The sequence below is a fragment of the Pontibacter harenae genome, assembly GCF_020907245.1.
Classification (GTDB): Bacteria; Bacteroidota; Bacteroidia; order Cytophagales; family Hymenobacteraceae; genus Pontibacter; species Pontibacter harenae.
On the sequence record NZ_JAJJWH010000008.1, the window covers coordinates 26,724 to 43,895 of the forward strand.

Annotated in this window: 19 protein-coding genes; 7 read left to right on the forward strand and 12 right to left on the reverse strand. The window is 45.4% G+C overall.

Annotated features, from left to right (window positions below; genetic code table 11):
• Positions 1-6: 6 nt before the first annotated feature.
• The 4 genes from LN893_RS06100 to mnmC2 form a co-directional block, all read right to left on the reverse strand.
• Complete coding sequence (locus LN893_RS06100) at positions 7-306, reverse strand: hypothetical protein (protein ID WP_229968913.1); 300 nt, start codon at positions 304-306, stop codon at positions 7-9.
• Positions 307-657: 351 nt separating this feature from the next.
• Positions 658-1,731 (reverse strand): DUF748 domain-containing protein, encoded by a 1,074-nt coding sequence (locus LN893_RS06105; RefSeq protein WP_229968914.1) that lies wholly within the window; start codon positions 1,729-1,731, stop codon positions 658-660.
• A 141-nt stretch (positions 1,732-1,872) separates the two neighbouring features.
• On the reverse strand, positions 1,873-2,367 hold the full coding sequence (locus tag LN893_RS06110) for a glutathione peroxidase (protein WP_229968915.1): 495 nt from the start codon (positions 2,365-2,367) through the stop codon (positions 1,873-1,875).
• Positions 2,368-2,490: 123 nt separating this feature from the next.
• Positions 2,491-3,171 (reverse strand): tRNA (5-methylaminomethyl-2-thiouridine)(34)-methyltransferase MnmC2, encoded by a 681-nt coding sequence (gene mnmC2, locus LN893_RS06115; protein ID WP_229968916.1) that lies wholly within the window; start codon positions 3,169-3,171, stop codon positions 2,491-2,493.
• A 136-nt stretch (positions 3,172-3,307) separates the two neighbouring features.
• Between mnmC2 and LN893_RS06120 the strand changes: the two genes are divergently transcribed.
• Together LN893_RS06120 and rlmN are read left to right on the forward strand one after the other, a co-directional pair.
• Complete coding sequence (locus LN893_RS06120) at positions 3,308-3,736, forward strand: acyl-CoA thioesterase (protein ID WP_229968917.1); 429 nt, start codon at positions 3,308-3,310, stop codon at positions 3,734-3,736.
• Between the two features lie 21 nt (positions 3,737-3,757).
• Complete coding sequence (gene rlmN / locus LN893_RS06125) at positions 3,758-4,831, forward strand: dual-specificity RNA methyltransferase RlmN (protein WP_229968918.1); 1,074 nt, start codon at positions 3,758-3,760, stop codon at positions 4,829-4,831.
• A 206-nt stretch (positions 4,832-5,037) separates the two neighbouring features.
• Here rlmN and LN893_RS06130 read toward each other — a convergent pair whose 3' ends face one another.
• The 6 genes from LN893_RS06130 to LN893_RS06155 all read right to left on the reverse strand — a co-directional run bounded on the left by LN893_RS06130 (position 5,038) and on the right by LN893_RS06155 (position 10,808).
• Complete coding sequence (locus tag LN893_RS06130; protein ID WP_229968919.1) at positions 5,038-6,018, reverse strand: YihY/virulence factor BrkB family protein; 981 nt, start codon at positions 6,016-6,018, stop codon at positions 5,038-5,040.
• 196 nt (positions 6,019-6,214) lie between these two features.
• A complete protein-coding gene (locus LN893_RS06135) occupies positions 6,215-7,669 on the reverse strand; it encodes a DUF4403 family protein (protein ID WP_229968920.1) in 1,455 nt (484 codons plus the stop codon).
• Between the two features lie 99 nt (positions 7,670-7,768).
• Positions 7,769-8,086, reverse strand: a complete 318-nt coding sequence (locus tag LN893_RS06140) for a thioredoxin family protein (RefSeq protein WP_229968921.1) — start codon at positions 8,084-8,086, stop codon at positions 7,769-7,771.
• A gap of 157 nt (positions 8,087-8,243) precedes the next feature.
• The gene (locus LN893_RS06145) at positions 8,244-8,972 is read right to left on the reverse strand and encodes a DUF3891 family protein (RefSeq protein WP_229968922.1); all 729 of its coding nucleotides are present in this window, start codon (positions 8,970-8,972) and stop codon (positions 8,244-8,246) included.
• A 115-nt stretch (positions 8,973-9,087) separates the two neighbouring features.
• Positions 9,088-9,729, reverse strand: coding sequence for a hypothetical protein (locus LN893_RS06150; RefSeq protein WP_229968923.1), 642 nt, complete (start codon positions 9,727-9,729; stop codon positions 9,088-9,090).
• A gap of 101 nt (positions 9,730-9,830) precedes the next feature.
• Positions 9,831-10,808: an NAD-dependent epimerase/dehydratase family protein gene (locus LN893_RS06155; protein ID WP_229968924.1), complete on the reverse strand. Its 978-nt coding sequence runs from the start codon at positions 10,806-10,808 to the stop codon at positions 9,831-9,833.
• A gap of 409 nt (positions 10,809-11,217) precedes the next feature.
• Here LN893_RS06155 and LN893_RS06160 point away from each other — a divergent pair, with 409 nt between their 5' ends.
• The 5 genes from LN893_RS06160 (at position 11,218) to LN893_RS06180 (ending at position 15,143) form a co-directional block, all read left to right on the forward strand.
• Entirely contained in the window at positions 11,218-12,411 is a 1,194-nt protein-coding gene (locus LN893_RS06160) for a hypothetical protein (protein WP_229968925.1), read from the forward strand.
• A 38-nt stretch (positions 12,412-12,449) separates the two neighbouring features.
• Positions 12,450-13,640: a glycine C-acetyltransferase gene (gene kbl / locus LN893_RS06165; protein ID WP_229968926.1), complete on the forward strand. Its 1,191-nt coding sequence runs from the start codon at positions 12,450-12,452 to the stop codon at positions 13,638-13,640.
• Positions 13,641-13,741: 101 nt separating this feature from the next.
• A complete protein-coding gene (locus LN893_RS06170) occupies positions 13,742-14,029 on the forward strand; it encodes a hypothetical protein (RefSeq protein WP_229968927.1) in 288 nt (95 codons plus the stop codon).
• Positions 14,030-14,077: 48 nt separating this feature from the next.
• Positions 14,078-14,299 carry a PLDc N-terminal domain-containing protein gene (locus tag LN893_RS06175; protein WP_229968928.1) on the forward strand — a complete coding sequence of 74 codons (222 nt, stop codon included), beginning with the start codon at positions 14,078-14,080 and terminating at the stop codon, positions 14,297-14,299.
• A 115-nt stretch (positions 14,300-14,414) separates the two neighbouring features.
• Positions 14,415-15,143: an NIPSNAP family protein gene (locus tag LN893_RS06180; RefSeq protein WP_229968929.1), complete on the forward strand. Its 729-nt coding sequence runs from the start codon at positions 14,415-14,417 to the stop codon at positions 15,141-15,143.
• A 314-nt stretch (positions 15,144-15,457) separates the two neighbouring features.
• Here LN893_RS06180 and cdaA read toward each other — a convergent pair whose 3' ends face one another.
• Positions 15,458-16,303 carry a diadenylate cyclase CdaA gene (cdaA, locus tag LN893_RS06185; RefSeq protein WP_229968930.1) on the reverse strand — a complete coding sequence of 282 codons (846 nt, stop codon included), beginning with the start codon at positions 16,301-16,303 and terminating at the stop codon, positions 15,458-15,460.
• Positions 16,300-17,157: a dihydropteroate synthase gene (gene folP, locus LN893_RS06190; protein ID WP_229968931.1), complete on the reverse strand. Its 858-nt coding sequence runs from the start codon at positions 17,155-17,157 to the stop codon at positions 16,300-16,302. The genes cdaA and folP overlap by 4 nt, the downstream gene beginning before the upstream one ends.
• Positions 17,158-17,172 lie beyond the last annotated feature (15 nt).

Here is a 17,172-nt window from a genome sequence, read left to right on the forward strand (position 1 = left end):
GCTCTACTAGTTATTCATTTTAAACTTTTTCAGCTCGTGAATAGGGCCAAATTCGGCTTGCTCTATGGTTGTTTTCTTCAAATAGATCTTTCTCAGTTGTACTTCTACTGGAGCCATGTTTTTAGTGAATTCAGAAGAAATAACCTTGCCGTAAAAAGCTTTTGCTTCAGCTGCAGCTCCTCTTTCAAAAGCATGCGTCGACTGGTTTTTATTTACTGGTTGACCAGGAATAAGGTAATAATTTGTGCAAACTACTTCGTACTTTGGCAGAAAGGGCTTGATAACTTTTTTTAGGATGCGTTTCATGTATTTCTGTTTGTTTTGATGCTCCGTGAACGTGCAAATTAGATTATTATTTTGGAAAACAAAGCATCTGAGAGACAGAATTTTACAAGTTGAAGAGATTTTAAAATATAACTTTACAGCTTTGCCTTAACTTTAGTTAGAATTGCATTTATTCTTTAAAAACAGCAAATTATATCAATTAAAGTTATAATATATTGTGCCTAACTGAGCAAATTAGTGCTATTGTAAATGGTATAATTAAAGGTGTGTCGAGTTCCAAGCTAATGCTTTGGATATACTTATTATTGAACAATTTGTCCTTAGCTATGGCTACCTTTTAGCAGCTACAGAGGAGGATGAACCCTTGCAGTTTTACTCCTTCCTCTCTTGGTTTCCTGTAGCCTCTGCTTGCAGGCCCTTCTGGAAAGCACTGATAAAAGCATGACGAAGTACATTTATAAAAGTCTTCCAGTTATTTGTGTTAGGAGCTTGTATACTGCCTGTAATGGGTATCTCAGTAGCTATTTGGTCCCGCTTCTGGTTTTCGGCGGCTTCTGCAAACAAACCGATCACAGCTTCTTTGGCAGCGTGCAGGAAACCATCTTCCTCCTTGTCCTTTTTCCAATCCAGAATTTTTATGTTCTCAAAGAAGGGTTTCATGTACCCGTCCAGCTGTCCATCTTTTACGTTCACCTTGCTGTACATATCCAGCTGCCCCCTTTCCACATCAAAGGTGCCGTAAGCCTTTATCATATCGTTTAAGCTGGTAAGGTCTACCTGCGTAAGCTGCATGTTCAGGTTCATGTCTGGTATCTCTTTCAGCAGGTTCGCTTTCATATCTACCTTCAGTTGGCCACCGCCAACCGATGTGCCCGAAATAGTGACAGGAGAGGGTAGTGGGTTGCTGGCATTTTCGACATTGGCTAGGTTCAGGGCTACCAGCTGCATGTTCTCGATGTACAGGTTTACATCGGGCTTGGAGCTGAAATCAAGGTAAGCCAGCCTGCCGTTGTTTACCACAAAGCGGTTGATCGTGATAGGCATCAGGTCTGTCACTACTTTTGTCCAATCGTCCTGCTCGGTTGCTTGCCTTGCTTCTTCAGAAGCTGGTGCAATTAGTATGTTAAGGCGAGGCCCTTGCATAACTACCTCCCCCACAAGCTTCCCTTCAAAGAGCGATTTCCATTCTACTGACAGGTCTGTCACTGGAATATTCAGCAGCGGGTATTTAGGGTTGCCTTTTTCCTCTACTAGCACCAGCCCTTTTATAGTGTAGGCACCTCTGTACAGGTGCAGGTCAATATCGTCTACGTGCCCTGTATAACCTGGCATTTCATCGAGCGACTTGTTTACATAGTTTTTTACGATGTAGGGCAGCGCGATTCTGAATGCGATTAGCAGCACCAGTAGCACAGCCACTATGATGTATGGCTTTTTAAAACGCATGGCAGTCTTGGTTACAGCTTTATATGAATGGATGCTCCATAAAAGCTGTAACTAATACGTATAGCGCAAGCCTTCGTCCAAGATTTTGTAAGGGAAGTTTGCTCCAAAAGAAGCGTTAGTAGTTGTACAGCTATTTCTCTTCTAACTGCTCTTCTTTGCCAGCAGCTTCTCAATGTAAGGCTCTATTTTCTCTGGCTTTGTGATAGGGGCAAAGCGCTTTACAGGCTTGCCGTCTGGGCCTATTAAAAACTTAGTGAAATTCCACTTAATTCTGCTGCCAAATAAACCGCCTAAATTAGATTTAAGGTACTTAAATACAGGGTGCGTGTTATCACCATTCACATCTACTTTATCGAACATCGGAAAGCTGACACCATAGTTGATCAGGCAGCCTTCTTCTATTTCTTTTCTACCGCCAGGTTCTTGGTTCCCAAACTGGTTGCACGGGAAACCAAGTATAACCAGCCCTTCGTCTTTATGCTCTCGGTACAGTTTTTCCAGGCCTTCATACTGCGGCGTTAGCCCGCACTTGCTAGCTGTGTTTACCACTAAAACTACCTTACCTTTATATTCCTCCATCGGCACCTCCTTGCCCTGCAGTGTTTTTGCCGATAGGTTATAGAATTCTGATGCCATATTTAATTTTCTGTTGCTAATACTTATTGTACGGAGGCCGAAGGATAGGTGCGCAATATAAAGCAACAATAAGGAAGCGCATTGAGCCTTGAACAGAGGTGGCGCTGTGGAAATTAGCTTTCTTTACTCCACCACAGGTTTTACACCGCGTGTCATTTCTCTTTTACCAGGAGGACCTGGCAATGCTTCAACTTCAAAGCCTGCCGCTTTAAGGCTGCGTTTAAAGGAGCCTTTAGCACAGTAGGTTACCAATACCCCACCTGGGCGTGTGGCTTTAAACAACTTTTCAAAAATGGCTTCCGTCCAAAGCTCAGGCTGTTTTTCGGGGGCAAAGGCATCAAAATAAATTATATCGTAATAGGCATCTGGCGAAACAAACTCCTCTAAAGTTTCACTTATCTTCTGCAGCGTGAAGTGCGGAACAATGTCGCATGGCAAGTTCCAGTCGCAGTTGTGCATCTGGTAAAAGTAATCGAGTAGTTCTGGGTTGAGTATAAACTGCTCAAAACTGAGTAATTTTACTACCTCATCGCTCAGCGGAAATTTCTCCAGGCTGTCGTACTGAATAAACGCTTTCTGGGCCAGCGCCACAGGAAAAGTAAGAATGGCATTCAGGCCAGTTCCAAAACCGACTTCCAGAATTTTGATGTCCTTTTTTGTTTCGAGCATGTGCTCTAAACCGTGCTTAATAAAAACATGCTGCGACTCTTGCATGGCACCATGCACCGAGTGGTAGTGCTCATTCAGTTCAGGCACGTACAGGGTGTTAGAACCATCTTTGGTCTGCTTGATTTCGAGGTGCATCGTTTTTTATGTTACTTTACAAAGGTAAGCATTCCGTATGCCTGCCTGCAATAGCGCGAATACTGTTTTTATAATATTATCCTACACAGCATAAAGCGGTTTTACTTACCGTATGCTGTGTTATACTTTCTAAAAAATGCCTAGAATAAAAGTTGATATTCCCGAATACACAGCCTTTGTGTGCCATGTTCCTGTTCGGATAACAGACCTTAACTACGGAGCGCACCTCGGAAATGATGCACTTCTTTCCATACTGCACGAGGCGCGTGTGCAACTGCTTCAAAATTATGGGTACAGCGAGATGAACCTAGGTGGAGCCAGCTTGATTATGGCCGATGTCGCCATCGAATACAAAGGCGAAAGCTTTTATGGCGATACGCTAACTATAAACATGGCTTTTACTGACCTGAGCAAGTATGGCTTCGATATTACGTACCATGTTCTGAACCAGAAAGGCGGCGAAGTGGCGCGTGCCAAAACAGGGATGCTGTGCTTTAACTACAAAGAACGCAAATTAATGTCGCTGCCTGCAGAAGTAAAGGACAGGATTGAAACTAAAGCCTGAGGATTTTTGTAATTTTGCAGTATGACTTTGATTGCTGACATAAATATACTGAATAAGAAAGACATCCGTAAGCTGTCTTTAGACGACTTGAAGGCTTGGCTGGTAGAGCAGGGCGAGAAACCGTTCCGTGCCAAGCAGATCTACGAGTGGCTGTGGAAGCATTCTATACAGTCGTTTGCGGAGATGAACAACGTGAGCCTAACTTTGCGCGAAAAGCTGGAGCAGCACTTTGCCATTAATGCGGTGCAAGTAGCTACGCAGCAACTTAGCTCCGACGGCACTATAAAGTCTGCTTTCAGGCTTTACGATAACAATATTGTGGAAGGTGTAATGATACCACACGATGAGCGTAAAACAGCCTGTGTTTCGAGCCAGGTGGGCTGCTCGCTTACGTGTAAGTTCTGCGCCACAGGCTACATGGATCGTGTGCGCAACTTAGATGCTGCCGAAATATACGACCAGGTGGTGCGCATAAACGAGCAAAGCCTGAAGCAACATGGCACACCGCTTACAAACATTGTGTACATGGGTATGGGCGAACCGTTGCTGAACTATGCCAACGTTATGAAAAGCATTGAGCGCATTACAGCACACGATGGTTTGGGCATGGCAGCTCGTCGTATTACGGTAAGTACAGCAGGCATTGCCAAAATGATCAAGAAGATGGCAGATGATGGCGTGAAAGCTAACCTGGCATTGTCGCTGCACGCGGCCAACGATGAGAAGCGAAACCAGATCATGCCGATCAACGAGACGAACTCTATTGAGGCACTTTCGGAGGCGCTGAGGTACTACTATGAGGTAACAGGCCGCAAGGTAACATACGAGTATATTGTGTTCGAGAACTTCAACGATACGCTTCAAGATGCAGAGGAACTGCTACAGTTCTCTAAGATTATCCCGTGCAAGATCAACCTCATTGAGTATAACCCGATTGAGAACGCTGATTTCCAGAACACTAACGACGAGCGTTGGAACAAGTTTATCTATTACCTCGCCGACCGTGGGGTGCAGGTAAATGTGCGCCGCAGCCGTGGCAAAGACATCGATGCTGCCTGTGGTCAGCTGGCCGTAAAGGAAAAGCAGCCTGCATAACAAAAGGATGCAGTACTTTTAGCCCTTGTTGTGTCTTTTGACCAACAAGCGAGTTAGCAGGAAAAAAAGTTAGATGTCTAGCTACAACAACTATAAAACGACAGCGCCTGCTCCAAAAAGAGCAGGCGCTGTCGTTTTATAGTTACTTACAAGTATAGCTTACCTGGCGCAGGCGCGCCTCAAGTTTGTAACAAACAACAACTATACTACCCTTCCTCGTTATTGAATCTGCCTTCTGATGGCGGCCTGCCTGTTGCTTCACGATCTATGGCCTGCTTGGGGTGTACGGGTACTTCCTGCTCTTTATAGAATACAGCATGTGCTTTCGGTAAAATACGATGCCCAAAGGTAGTAGAGTACTGCTGTGTCAGTTCGGCTCCTATAAGCACAATCACAGAAGAGTAGTAGATCCAGATCAGTAGTATTACAATAGAACCTGCTGCACCATAGGCAGAGCCAGGGTCGCTGGTGCCGATGAACCAGCTAATCAAGAACTTACCTATCACAAAGAGTAAGGCTGTAATTAAAGCACCTATCCATACGTCTCTCCAACGAATAATTGCATCTGGGAGGTACTTAAAAATTAAAGCAAACAGTATGGTGATGATACCTACCGAGATGGTGAAGTCTATCAACCAGATCAAAAACATGCTGATGTCTGGAATCATGTCGGTGATGTACTCGCTTAAGATGGAGACCACCGTACTTATCACCAAGGACAGCAACATTAGGAAAGCCATGCTTAACACAATGCCAAAGGAGAATAAGCGTACCTGCAGCATTTTAAGGATACCATTCGTAGGCTTAGGCTTCAGGTTCCAGACAGTATTTAAAGACTGTTGTAGAGTGGCAAAAAAAGTAGTGGATGCAAAAATTAGGGTTCCTAAGCCTATCCAGAAGGCAATTCCACCCGTGTCGCTCATCTGGGCGTTATGCAAGATATCTTCCACCGACTGGGCCGCACTTGGGCCAACAGCATTCGATATAGTTGCTGAGAGCTCTCCAGAAACTACCTGTTCCCGAAAGAAGAAGGAAACAGCCCGTACTATAATCACTAAAAGAGGTGGAATAGAGAAAATAGCATTGAACGCCAGCGCAGCAGCCAACAACATGCAGTTATTGTCAGAAAACTCTGAAAAGGTCGATTTTAAAATAGAAATCGTTTTACTTGTTTTAGACGCAGCCATAGGCTATAGTTCTGGTTTACAATTGTGTCAGAATTCAGTACGGTATGCTTCTACTATAGGTTAATAACAGAAGTTGCACTACAGAAGAACTGTTATCAACCCTAAATGTTTAGTTCTGACAACGCAGAGTCGTTCGCAAAAGCAAAAGGGGCAGCCATTGTAGTGGCTGCCCCTGCATTTTAGAATGAAATGATGCTTACAATTTATCTACGGTGGCAGTAAGGTTGCCCTTGGCGCTGATAACTGCTTTTATACCTTCTGGTGTCAGGTAGATGTTGTCTGGTGTAATATCTACAATCTTGCCGCGTAGCATCACCGACTCATGCACTCTGCCCGATTGATCTAAAGTAGACTGTAGCATCTTTTTGGCGCTGTCTAGTTCTCCTTGCACAGGTATGTTTACCTGCTGCTGGATCATCTCCTTAAACTTATTTTTGGCAAGCCAGCTGGCAGTGCTCAATAGTTTGTCCTTTGTATCAAGGTCAAAGTCTACGTCGCGCACTTTTATAGAGGCTGTTGCCGCATCGTAATAAGGTGTGCCACGAAGGAACACTTTGCCCACAATCTTCTTCGTAAAAATACCAGCCTTCGTTTTGCCGTTTACATCAAGCATTAAAACCAACTGTTCGCCACCTGGCGTAATAGAAGCATCGTTTATTGTAATCTGGCTCTTACCTTCGTCGAAGGTATAGGTTTGCCTGCCCACCTGCTCTTGTAGCATTTTGCTGGCATGCGCATAAGGTATAGTTGCAGTCAGGCCAACCTGCACATCATCCGTCAGTCGATTGTCTACTATTAGCTTTGGCAGGTTTTTATTAAGTTGTACCTGTGGTTTCCCGTTTGTAGTAACTGAGATGTAGGAGGTAATGCCGAGGCGTGTGCTTAAAATGCCGTTTTTGGCCAGAAGAGGAGCAATGCGTACATCTTTCGGTACAATGGTAAGCCAGGCATTCATGTCATCGTCCAGTTTAACGGGTTCCTGCATCATTTGCCAGGCCTGTGCCACATATTGGCGTAGGTCGAGGTGGTTTTGCAGTTCTTTGTCTAGCTGCTTTGTTAGAGTAGTCATTTGGCTGCGCATGGCAGGTTCTACAAAGCGGGCCAGGCCAATAGTAAGCGGGCCAAGCTGCAACGTAGGCTTGGTATTGCCCCATTCAAAGTCGCCGCTGGTAATAGTGTTTATTTTGTAGTCTTCCGTCAGGCTGATTTTACTTTCCGTTTTGATCACCATATCAAATTTGGTGTCTTCGGTTTTGTCTATGGCAGGGCAGAACTTGCATGGATCCCACTTCCAGCGGCCTTTAGCATAAATATGTAACGGAATACTAAAGTAAATTTTGTCTTTATCAGCACGAACGTTCATTTTACCATTCTTCGAAATAGTAACAGCCACATTGTCGCCTTCCAGCTTGTCGTCTTTGTAAAGTACGCCGTTTACCTCCTGGTTAAGGCGTTGCTCTATGGCCGCTATAGAAACAGAAATAGGTACGGTGACAGAAGAAAGCTTAGGCTGGTAAACAGGTGCGACAGCCGTTGTGGAGGCAGGGGCAGAGGTGTTTAGCTTCTCGGTGCTGGAGCAGCTCTGTACAGTTAAAAAACTTGCAAAGGCAAGCGGTGTAAATACTACTTTAGTTAAAGATAACTTTCTCACGTTTAGCTGGTTTAAAAAAGCGGCGCAAGTTACATCGGCTTTTTCATATCAGCTACAGTCGGTTGTGTTTTAGACAAAATATTTATCTTAATGTGGCTGCTAAAGAAGCTTCTGTAACATGTTGCGGAGGCCTTCTTCTGTTGCAACAATACCACAATCCTGTAACGTTCCTTTTTTATAGATGGCAAAGAAGGGAGTGCCTGACATTTTTACCTCCTTGCTGGATACAGGATTTTCTTTGGCGCTCATACGTACAAAAGTTATTGCTTCATAAGTTGGGTCGGCGGAAAATCTGTTGAATATAGGGGACAATACCTTACAGATGGGGCAGTCTTTATCGGTAAATTTTACAATTACCTTTTCCTTTGCAAAAATTAGTTTTCTAAGTTCGTTATCGTTAGATTCTATGATCGTCATTGTTCTTTTAGTACGTAATGTTATGCGGCCACTGCCCCTTATAAAGACGAAATCCAACTGAATTGGTTAGTTAAGCCCTAAGAGTTTGGGAAGCTAGAGAGTTTTATGTGGCCCACGATGCTGCTCCATAATTCCACAGTTTTAGTTACTTAGCGGATCAATTGCGAACTATCTTCCAGCTTTTCCAAAGTACAGCTGATTTCTTTAATGCTTCTGCCAGCTCTTTTTCATTCTTAAACTGAAGCTGCTTTAACTCGCGATACTCTACCTGGAGTGTCAGTTTATTTTGAGCAAAAGGCCAAGGCTCTACTTGGATAGTTTTGTTTTTTAGCTGCTTTACAAAATAAACCTGCTCATCTGGGCCAGCGGTTATTTCAAGCGCACGTTCATCGGCAGGTAGCTCGTTGCGGCAAAGTATAAGCGAAAGCCTGTCGCACCATTGCATAATGGCATAAGCCCTTTTGGCTTCTTCTGGGCTTATCTGTAAGCTCTTTTTGCAGCTTTCCTGTAGCTGCTGCTGCTCATCCAGAAAAGTGTCTGTTGCTTTGTCTTGGCCACGTACTTCTTCATAGAGGTAACTCATGTGCATAGAGGTAAGCATGGTAACCCAGCGGCTTTGGAAGCGAACAGCATGCATTAACTCTCTTGCCTGCTCCAGTGTGGTGGGCAACAACGTGAAATCGGCTGGTGCTCCTGCAGGAGTCAGTCCGTCTCTTCCGTGCCAGGTCTTTTGGCGGTTATCATGGTTGGCAATGGCGATAATGGTGTCTATCCAGTGCTGGCACTGCAGCGCAGGCTTTAAATGATAAGCAAGCTGTGCAGCCAATAGCCCATGTGCCTGTTGGTAGATTACTTCCCAGCCTTCAGGTGTAGCGTTTACGATCATAGCTTCTGTTTTGCTATAATTTAAACTACAGATAGAGCAGAAGGTTAAGGTCAGGGAATAAAAAAGCCTCCGCTGCGAATTATAGCAACGAAGGCTCTATTAGGGTTTGGGCTCCTTAGAAGACAAAGCCTATGCGCAGGCCGCCGTTCACAAACTGAAAAAAGTTCACGCTGTGGAAGCCTTCTGTAGTTGATTCGCTTATATTACCGCCTCTAATTTCAATGTCAGCATCTTTTCTGTAGCGGATGCCCACACCAGCTTCAACGCCTACATAAAAATTGCGTGCAAAGTAAAAATCTGTACCAGCTACTGCATTCAACCCTACGCTCAAGGAGCCTCTGCTGAGGCCATTAGGAGTTATTGCACCTTTTACTTCTGTACCGTCGTTTTCGTAACGGGCACCTCTCAAACTGATAGGAAGCTCAGCACCTATATATGGGGAGAGTCTTTCGGTTCCAGCAAAATGCTTTTCGATGCCAGGAGCAAGGCTAATGCCTGCAGTGCGGCTGAATGCATCATCGTCAAGCTTATCGTGGTTGTAGTGAATGCCAACACTTAACCTTAAAGCTGTGGCATCGCTTGTAAAGTAGCGGCCACGAATGAAACCATCATTTAAGCTGATGTTACCTAAATAATTAAATAGAACTTCTGTTGTAATGTTGCCAGCAGTAGGCTTATAGGTAGTGCTACCATTCTGTGCTTGTACAGTGAGAGCAGATACTAACAGTACTGCTAGTACAATCAAGGTGTTCTTCATGCTTTTATGATTTAGTTTAATGGTGGTAAAAATATAAAAAAAGCTATAATATATATAGCAGGCATTTTATATTTATCAAGCCCTGATTAACCTGTAAAGGTTTAGCGTACTATTGCCTCCGCCTTAATTTTTTTCAGGTTAGCCAGCATGTCCTCTGTCATGGCGTCTAAATCATAGTTTGGTTGCCAGCCCCAGTCTTGCCTGGCGGCACTATCGTCTATTGTTTGTGGCCAGGAACTGGCAATTTGTTGGCGGTAATCGGGGTTGTAGGTTATCTTAAAATCAGGAATATGCTTCTGAATAGAAGCCGCGATTTCTTTTGGTGAAAAGCTTATGGCGCTCAGGTTGTAAGAATCTCGGACCTTTATTTGTTCTGCTGGTGCATGCATCAATCCTATTGTTGCTTTCAAAGCATCAGGCATGTACATCATGGGCAGGTAAGTATTTTCGCCCAGGAAACACTCATACGCTTTTTGTTCTAGTGCTTTGTGGTAAATGTCCACGGCATAATCGGTGGTGCCGCCGCCAGGTAGTGCTTTGTACCCGATCAGGCCAGGGTACCGCAAGCTGCGCACATCCAAACCGTACTTCAGAAAGTAGTACTCGCACCAGCGTTCACCAGCCTGTTTGCTAATACCATACACCGTGTTCGGGTCCATTACAGTAAGCTGGGGCGTGTTGTGGCGTGGCGTGTTGGGACCAAAAACGGCAATGGAACTAGGCCAGTACACCTTGTTTACTTTTTGCTCCAGTGCCATATCCAGCACATTAAACAAGCCATCCATGTTCAGGCGCCAGGCAAACTTCGGGTTCTTCTCGCCAGTAGCCGAGAGCACCGCTGCGAGGTGGTATATTTGCGTAAATTTATATTTCGAAGCCAGTTCTCTTAAATTCTGTGTATCCAATACATCAATCTTTTCAAAGGGACCAGATTCTTGTAAGGCAGCTTGTTTGGGAGCAGATATGTCTGCCGCAACTACATTTGCTCCTCCGTACATGTTGCGTAGCTCAAGAGTTAGTTCCGAACCAAGTTGCCCGCAAGCGCCAATAACCAATACCGCTTCGCCGGTGTTTGCCATAGTAAAGATAAATTCCGCCGCAAAGTAAGTCATTTCAATGCAGTCCAGAAAATATCGATAGAGGAGAATATTGATAGGGAGGAGTAGGGGAGGTGCTGGAATGTTTTGTGGCTGTGGCTGCCGTAAAAGAGAAAACGCCTGCACACTGCAAGCGTCCTCACCAAACTAATCTAACTTTAACTAAATTATTACTGCAACAAAGGTATGTCCGTTTAATAGGCTCTGAAATAGATAAGGGCAGATTTAATAATTAAATAATGCTATATGTATTGATGTAGCGCCTGTTTAGTTCTGGCAAGCATTTTTAGTACATTTGTAGAAGTATTATATGTGTTTCATCATTAGGTGCAGGCCTTTTCCTGTTCAAAAGATCGTAAGAGTTACAGATTAGGCTAAATGCCAGCAAAGCATGACGTTTGAAGAATACCTGATCAAGAAAAGAGTAAATAAAGCCGTTTTTGAGGCAGAGGACCCTGAGCGCTTTGCAGCATGGCAGGAAATGTATGCCCAGATGCACCCTAACAGCTTTTATGTGGCTACAAAGATGGTGCTGAACAATGTGCGGCTTAGATACCACCTACGGGAAGAAGATGTGCCAAAAGCAGCACCAGCCGCTGCTCCTGCACGACCTGCCGCTGCCAAACGTGCTGCGCCAGCTACCTCAAAACCTGCTGCAGCTTCTCCATCAGCCGCTGCTGTTCCACAGGAAACATCAGAGGAAAAGCCAGCCACTGCACCAAAGCCAAGACCTGTGGTGCGCCGACCAGCAGCGCTTGAAAAGCCGCAGCCTACAGAAAACGAAACCACAAAGCAGGAGAACACTACAGCAGAAGGAGAACAGAAGGCTGCAGCGGCCAAACCTCGGCCAGTTATAAAACGCCCTGTTATTCCTAAACCAGCAGCACCTAAAGCCGGTGCTGAAGAACAGCATGCAGGAGCTACGGAAACTACAGGAGAAACTGCTAAGCCTGCACGGCCAAGACCTGTTATAAAGCGACCTGCAGCACTCAAGAAACCAGAGGTGCCTGCCAGCGAGGAGACAGAAACACCTGCTACTGCACCAACAGAACAACCATCGGTTTCTGCGGAGGGTGCAGAAAAGCCGAAGCCTTCCCGCCCGCGGCCTATAATTAAAAGACCTACAGCTCTACAAAAGCCTGCGGAGGAACAGAAGCCAACAGCACCAGCCCCAGAAGAAAACCCTTCTGAGGCAGCGCCAGCGCAAGAGCCTGCTAAGCCCCCTCGCCCAAGACCAGTAATTAAACGACCTGCTGCTCTAACAAAGCCTGCTGCAGAAGACGCCAAACCAGTGGCAGATAAACCTGGGGAAGTGCCTAAAGAGGCGGAGCCAAGCGCGGATGCAGAGCAGAAGCCCAAGCCGCCGCGCCCACGGCCAATTATGAAAAGGCCAACTGCTCCACCAACGGCAGCTCCCTCAGCAGAAGCACCCCAGGAGGCGGGCACACCTCCAAAAGAGGAAGATGCACCACGGCCAAGCCAGGAGCAGCCAGCATCGGAGGAACGGCCCAAACCGCCGCGACCTCGCCCTATTATGCGCCGCCCACCGCCTAAGTCGGAAGATGGGGGACCAAGTAACTTATAACTACCGTAAAACACATTACGATAACAAAACATGAGACTATGTACGAAACTTTAAAACCAGACCTGGAGCAACAGCTTGCCGAAATACAAGAGGCGGGTTTATATAAAAGAGAACGTATTATCACAACGCCGCAAGGTGCTGCTATAGACACTGTGCAGCAGCCGCATGTGCTAAACTTCTGCGCCAATAACTATCTTGGCCTATCGGCACACCCACGTGTGATAGAAGCGGCAAAAGCTGCAATAGATAGCCATGGCTACGGAATGAGCTCTGTTCGTTTTATCTGCGGAACCCAGGATATACACAAAGAGCTGGAGAAAAAGCTGTCGGATTTTTTAGGAATGGAAGACACCATTCTGTATGCCGCTGCTTTTGATGCGAATGGTGGTGTATTCGAGCCTTTGTTTGATGCCGAGTCTGCTATTATCTCGGATGCATTGAACCATGCCTCGATCATAGATGGTGTTCGTTTGTGCAAGGCGCAGCGCTTCCGCTACGAGCATAATAACATGGCCGACCTGGAGGCTAAATTGCAGGAGTCTCAGAACGCCAAGCACCGCATCATTGTTACCGACGGTTCGTTTTCGATGGATGGTACTATTGCGCAGCTAGACAAAATAGTGGCACTGGCAGATCAGTACAAGGCGCTGGTGATGGTAGATGATTCTCACTCTACGGGCTTTATGGGTAAGACGGGCCGCGGCACGCACGAGTACCATAACGTGATGGGTAAAATCGATATCATAACAGGTACTTTAGGTAAGGCTTTGGGCGGTGCAATGGGTGGTTTCACCTCAGGCCGCAAAGAGATTATTGATATGCTGCGCCAGCGGTCACGTCCTTACCTGTTCTCCAACTCACTGGCTCCTTCTATCGTGGGGGCTTCAGTTGCTGTGCTAGACCTGCTAAGCTCCACTACCGAGCTGCGCGACAAGCTGGAGTGGAATACAAAGTATTTCCGTGAGCAGATTACAGCCGCAGGCTTCGATATTAAGCCAGGCGACCATCCAATTGTACCTGTTATGCTGTATGAGGCACCGCTTGCGCAGGAGTTTGCCGCCCGTATGCTCGACAGGGGCATTTACGTAATTGGTTTTTACTATCCAGTGGTGCCAAAAGGCCAGGCGCGTATCCGTGTGCAGTTATCGGCAGTGCATGATAAAGAGCATATCGACCAGGCAATTGAGGCTTTTACCGCGGTTGGTAAAGAGCTTGGCGTACTGAAATAAGCCAATCAGGAGGTTAAGTAAGAGCAAATGAGTCGCTGCACACTTGGGTAGCGACTCATTTTTTTATATATTGATGTGAAGTTTCAGCAATCAGAAGCAAAATGAACAACATAAAAATAAAAGCAGGCCAAATGCTGCTAGGTACGGTGCTGTCGTGGCTGGTAGTTTCTTTTCTGGCTTACTCAACTGCCGATATGCGTCATGAAGCAAATGTGACGGCTACATTACTCCAGATAACCTTTTACTTTTCCTTATTATTATCGGTAGAGGCCTATATTAGTATGTTGCTTAACCCGCAGTGGACACGCCTAAACCTGGGCATTATTCTGCTGCTCTGTGCACCTGCCCTCATATACCTGGTGTGGTTCCTTTGTCAACTTCTCTTTTGATTGGCCACCATTGCTGCCGTTGCTTTTTTCTAACCCTTTCAAACTTTTATGGAATTTATCACTCCTGGCGTCGGATCCTTATTCGGAGGTTCTGGTCTATTAGCAGTTGTTGCTGTTTATTACACACTGGTGCTGGTGTCGTTGGTGCACCTTATCTTTAAAACAAATTATAACCTTAAAGAAAGGCTGCTTTGGATGCTAGTACTATGGCTAGTGCCAATAATCGGTGCCATTGTTTACTGGGTAATGTGGAACAAGAGAAGCGCTTAATCATTTAGAAATTGTATCTTTCAAATTATAACTAACTGTTAAAATTGTAATGAAAAAATGCCTACGCCTATTACCGTTAAGCCTTGTGCTCCTGCTTGTTTTATGTTGTGCTACCATGCCCGCCGCTTTAAGTAAAGCGCCCGAGCGGCAACTATATGAATTAAAAGTTTACCATCTGAAAAATGCAGACCAAGAAGCGCGTGTAGATAAGTTCCTGCAGCAAGCTTATATTCCTGCTTTGCACAGAGCGGGTGTGAAAAAAGTTGGTGTTTTTAAACCTGTCGAAGCGAAGGATGAGCGTCTTATCTATGTATATGTTCCCTATACTTCTATGTCGCAGTTTTTACAGTTGCCGCAAAAGCTACAGCAGGATAAAAAGTATGCCGCCGACGGAAAAGAATACTTGGAAGCAGCGCATAACAACGCTCCTTTTGAGCGTATTGAATCTACGCTGTTAAGAGCGTTTGAAGACATGCCGCAGTTTGAGGTGCCTAACCTGAAAGCACCAAAGTCTGAGCGCGTTTATGAGCTGAGAAGTTACGAAGGACCTACCGAAAAAATTTATCAGAACAAGGTACAGATGTTTAACCAAGGCGGTGAAGTAAAGCTGTTTAAGCGGTTAGGATTTAATGCTGTTTTTTATGCGGATGTATTGGTTGGTAGCAAAATGCCAAACTTAATGTACATGACAACTTTTGAAAATAGAGCTTCAAGAGACGAGCACTGGAAAGCATTCGGTGCAGATCCAGAGTGGAAAAAGCTGAGTTCTATGGAGGAATATCAAAATAACGTTTCTCACGCAGATATCATCTTCCTACGCCCCACTGAATATTCAGAAATCTAGCATTTTGAGTTTTGTATGCGGTAGATGTAGCTTGTACTACTTTGTCTTTATAGGTGCGGAAGCCATTCTCATACCTTAGGACATGACCGAGCCATAACAACAAACGCGGCTAAGCTTGATCAAGCTTAGCCGCGTTTGTTGTTATGGCTTTGTTTAAAAATTTGAAGTAAGCTATAACAATTTCTCCTTATGTGGGAATGATGCTACTTGTATAGTGCATAAGCTCAGGCTGCAGTAGCGGATGTACATGTGTATGATAACGATTTCGGCCAGTTCTGTTCAATCCCTAATTTGGAAATGGGCACCAGAGGGTTTTAAGCTGCATTAACAGACTTTTCAGAAGCAGTAGGTGCTGCGGAGCGCTGGTCAGCATCGAAAAGGAACTGGTTGAGCTTTACACGAAGGTCAGCAGAAGAGAGGTTGCGGAATACCTCACCATTACGCACCAAGGCAATCTGTCCAGTCTCTTCCGACACTACCAGCACAATGCTATCGGTTACTTCTGTTAAGCCAATGGCAGCACGGTGGCGCAAGCCCATAGAGGCAGGAATATCGTTATTCTCAGTAACAGGTAAGATACAGCGTGCAGCTTTAATGCGGTTCCCTGAAATAATGACAGCACCGTCGTGAAGCGGGCTGTACTTGTTAAAAATAGACATTAGCAAGCGTTTCGATACCACGGCATCAATCAAATCACCAGACTCGGCATAGTACTTCAGTTCTGAGCTTTTAGCAAATACAATAAGTGCCCCCGTGTTTTTGCCTGCCAATGTTTTAGCGGCTTCTATAAAAGGCGTAAGGCTAAGCTTTTCGGCCTGTTCGCGTCGCCACGGGAAACTACGGAAAAAGCGATCGTTGTTAAAAGCTGTTGTTTTACCAATAAGAAGCAAAAAGCGCCTGATTTCGGGCTGAAATACAATGATGGCTGCCAACACACCCACACCCATAAACTGCCCCAGTATAATGCTGAGCAGCTCCATGCCTGCGGCCCTTACAACCAGGTAAAGCAGGTAAACAGAAAGCAAGCCCAAGAAGATCTTCAGCGCCACACTACCCGTCAGCAGCTTGTACAGTTGGTACAGCAGCACTGTTACGAGCAGAATATCGATGATATCGAGAAGCTCAATCTCTAAAAACCCTATGTTGAATAAGAAAGTCAATGTGTTGTTTTCTTGTAAAGTTCTATCGTCTGCTTAGTTTCTTTTACGTCATGTACCCGCAAAATGGCGGCGCCTTTCATCAAAGCAATGGTGTTTACAACAGTTGTTCCCACCAATGCGTCAGCCTGGCCTATGTCTAAGGCTTTATAAACCATGGATTTACGCGACATGCCTGCCAGTATAGGAAGTTCTAAGATACGTAATTCTTCTAAGCGATTTAGTAGCTCAAAGTTATGGTTTATCGTTTTGGCAAAGCCGAAGCCTGGGTCTAGTATAATGTCTTTTACGTCAAGTTGCTTTAGCTTAGCTACCAGCACTTGCAACTCATCCAGCACCTCTAGTACCACATCGTCGTATTTTGCGAGCGAGTTCATGGTTTGGGGAGTGCCGCGCATGTGCATCAGAATGTAAGGCACCTGCAGCTTCGCCACCGTCTCGAACATAGTCTCGTCCAAGTTGCCACCTGAGATATCGTTTATAATGGAAGCTCCTGCCGCTACTGCTTCTTCTGCTACACGGGCTCTGAAAGTATCAACAGAAAGAACGGCTTCAGGAAAGGCTTTCATGATAGCCTCTGTGGCTGGTATAAGGCGAGCCAGTTCTTCTTCTGTGCTTACATCGTCAGCGCCAGGTCTGGAGGAGTAGCCGCCAACATCCAATACATCGGCTCCGTCGGCCAGCATGGTTTCGGCTTTCTGCAGTACCTCGTCTATTGAGCTAAGGCGGCTGCCAGCATAAAAGGAATCGGGGGTAACATTCAGAATTCCCATCACTAGCGGCGTGTCTAGCGAGAGGATTTTTCCACGGCAGTTAAGTGTACTTTTATGTCGAAAAAAGCTATCTTTCGATTCCAATGTTGGCTTCTGAGT

Coding starts and splice junctions, on each gene's coding strand:
- LN893_RS06100 (WP_229968913.1), bottom strand. CDS start 306: ATGAAACGCATCCTAAAAAAAGTTATCAAGCCCTTTCTGCCAAAGTAC.
- LN893_RS06105 (WP_229968914.1), bottom strand. CDS start 1,731: ATGCGTTTTAAAAAGCCATACATCATAGTGGCTGTGCTACTGGTGCTG.
- LN893_RS06110 (WP_229968915.1), bottom strand. CDS start 2,367: ATGGCATCAGAATTCTATAACCTATCGGCAAAAACACTGCAGGGCAAG.
- mnmC2 (WP_229968916.1), bottom strand. CDS start 3,171: ATGCACCTCGAAATCAAGCAGACCAAAGATGGTTCTAACACCCTGTAC.
- LN893_RS06120 (WP_229968917.1), top strand. CDS start 3,308: ATGCCTAGAATAAAAGTTGATATTCCCGAATACACAGCCTTTGTGTGC.
- rlmN (WP_229968918.1), top strand. CDS start 3,758: ATGACTTTGATTGCTGACATAAATATACTGAATAAGAAAGACATCCGT.
- LN893_RS06130 (WP_229968919.1), bottom strand. CDS start 6,018: ATGGCTGCGTCTAAAACAAGTAAAACGATTTCTATTTTAAAATCGACC.
- LN893_RS06140 (WP_229968921.1), bottom strand. CDS start 8,086: ATGACGATCATAGAATCTAACGATAACGAACTTAGAAAACTAATTTTT.
- LN893_RS06145 (WP_229968922.1), bottom strand. CDS start 8,972: ATGATCGTAAACGCTACACCTGAAGGCTGGGAAGTAATCTACCAACAG.
- LN893_RS06150 (WP_229968923.1), bottom strand. CDS start 9,729: ATGAAGAACACCTTGATTGTACTAGCAGTACTGTTAGTATCTGCTCTC.
- LN893_RS06155 (WP_229968924.1), bottom strand. CDS start 10,808: ATGGCAAACACCGGCGAAGCGGTATTGGTTATTGGCGCTTGCGGGCAA.
- LN893_RS06160 (WP_229968925.1), top strand. CDS start 11,218: ATGACGTTTGAAGAATACCTGATCAAGAAAAGAGTAAATAAAGCCGTT.
- kbl (WP_229968926.1), top strand. CDS start 12,450: ATGTACGAAACTTTAAAACCAGACCTGGAGCAACAGCTTGCCGAAATA.
- LN893_RS06170 (WP_229968927.1), top strand. CDS start 13,742: ATGAACAACATAAAAATAAAAGCAGGCCAAATGCTGCTAGGTACGGTG.
- LN893_RS06175 (WP_229968928.1), top strand. CDS start 14,078: ATGGAATTTATCACTCCTGGCGTCGGATCCTTATTCGGAGGTTCTGGT.
- LN893_RS06180 (WP_229968929.1), top strand. CDS start 14,415: ATGCCCGCCGCTTTAAGTAAAGCGCCCGAGCGGCAACTATATGAATTA.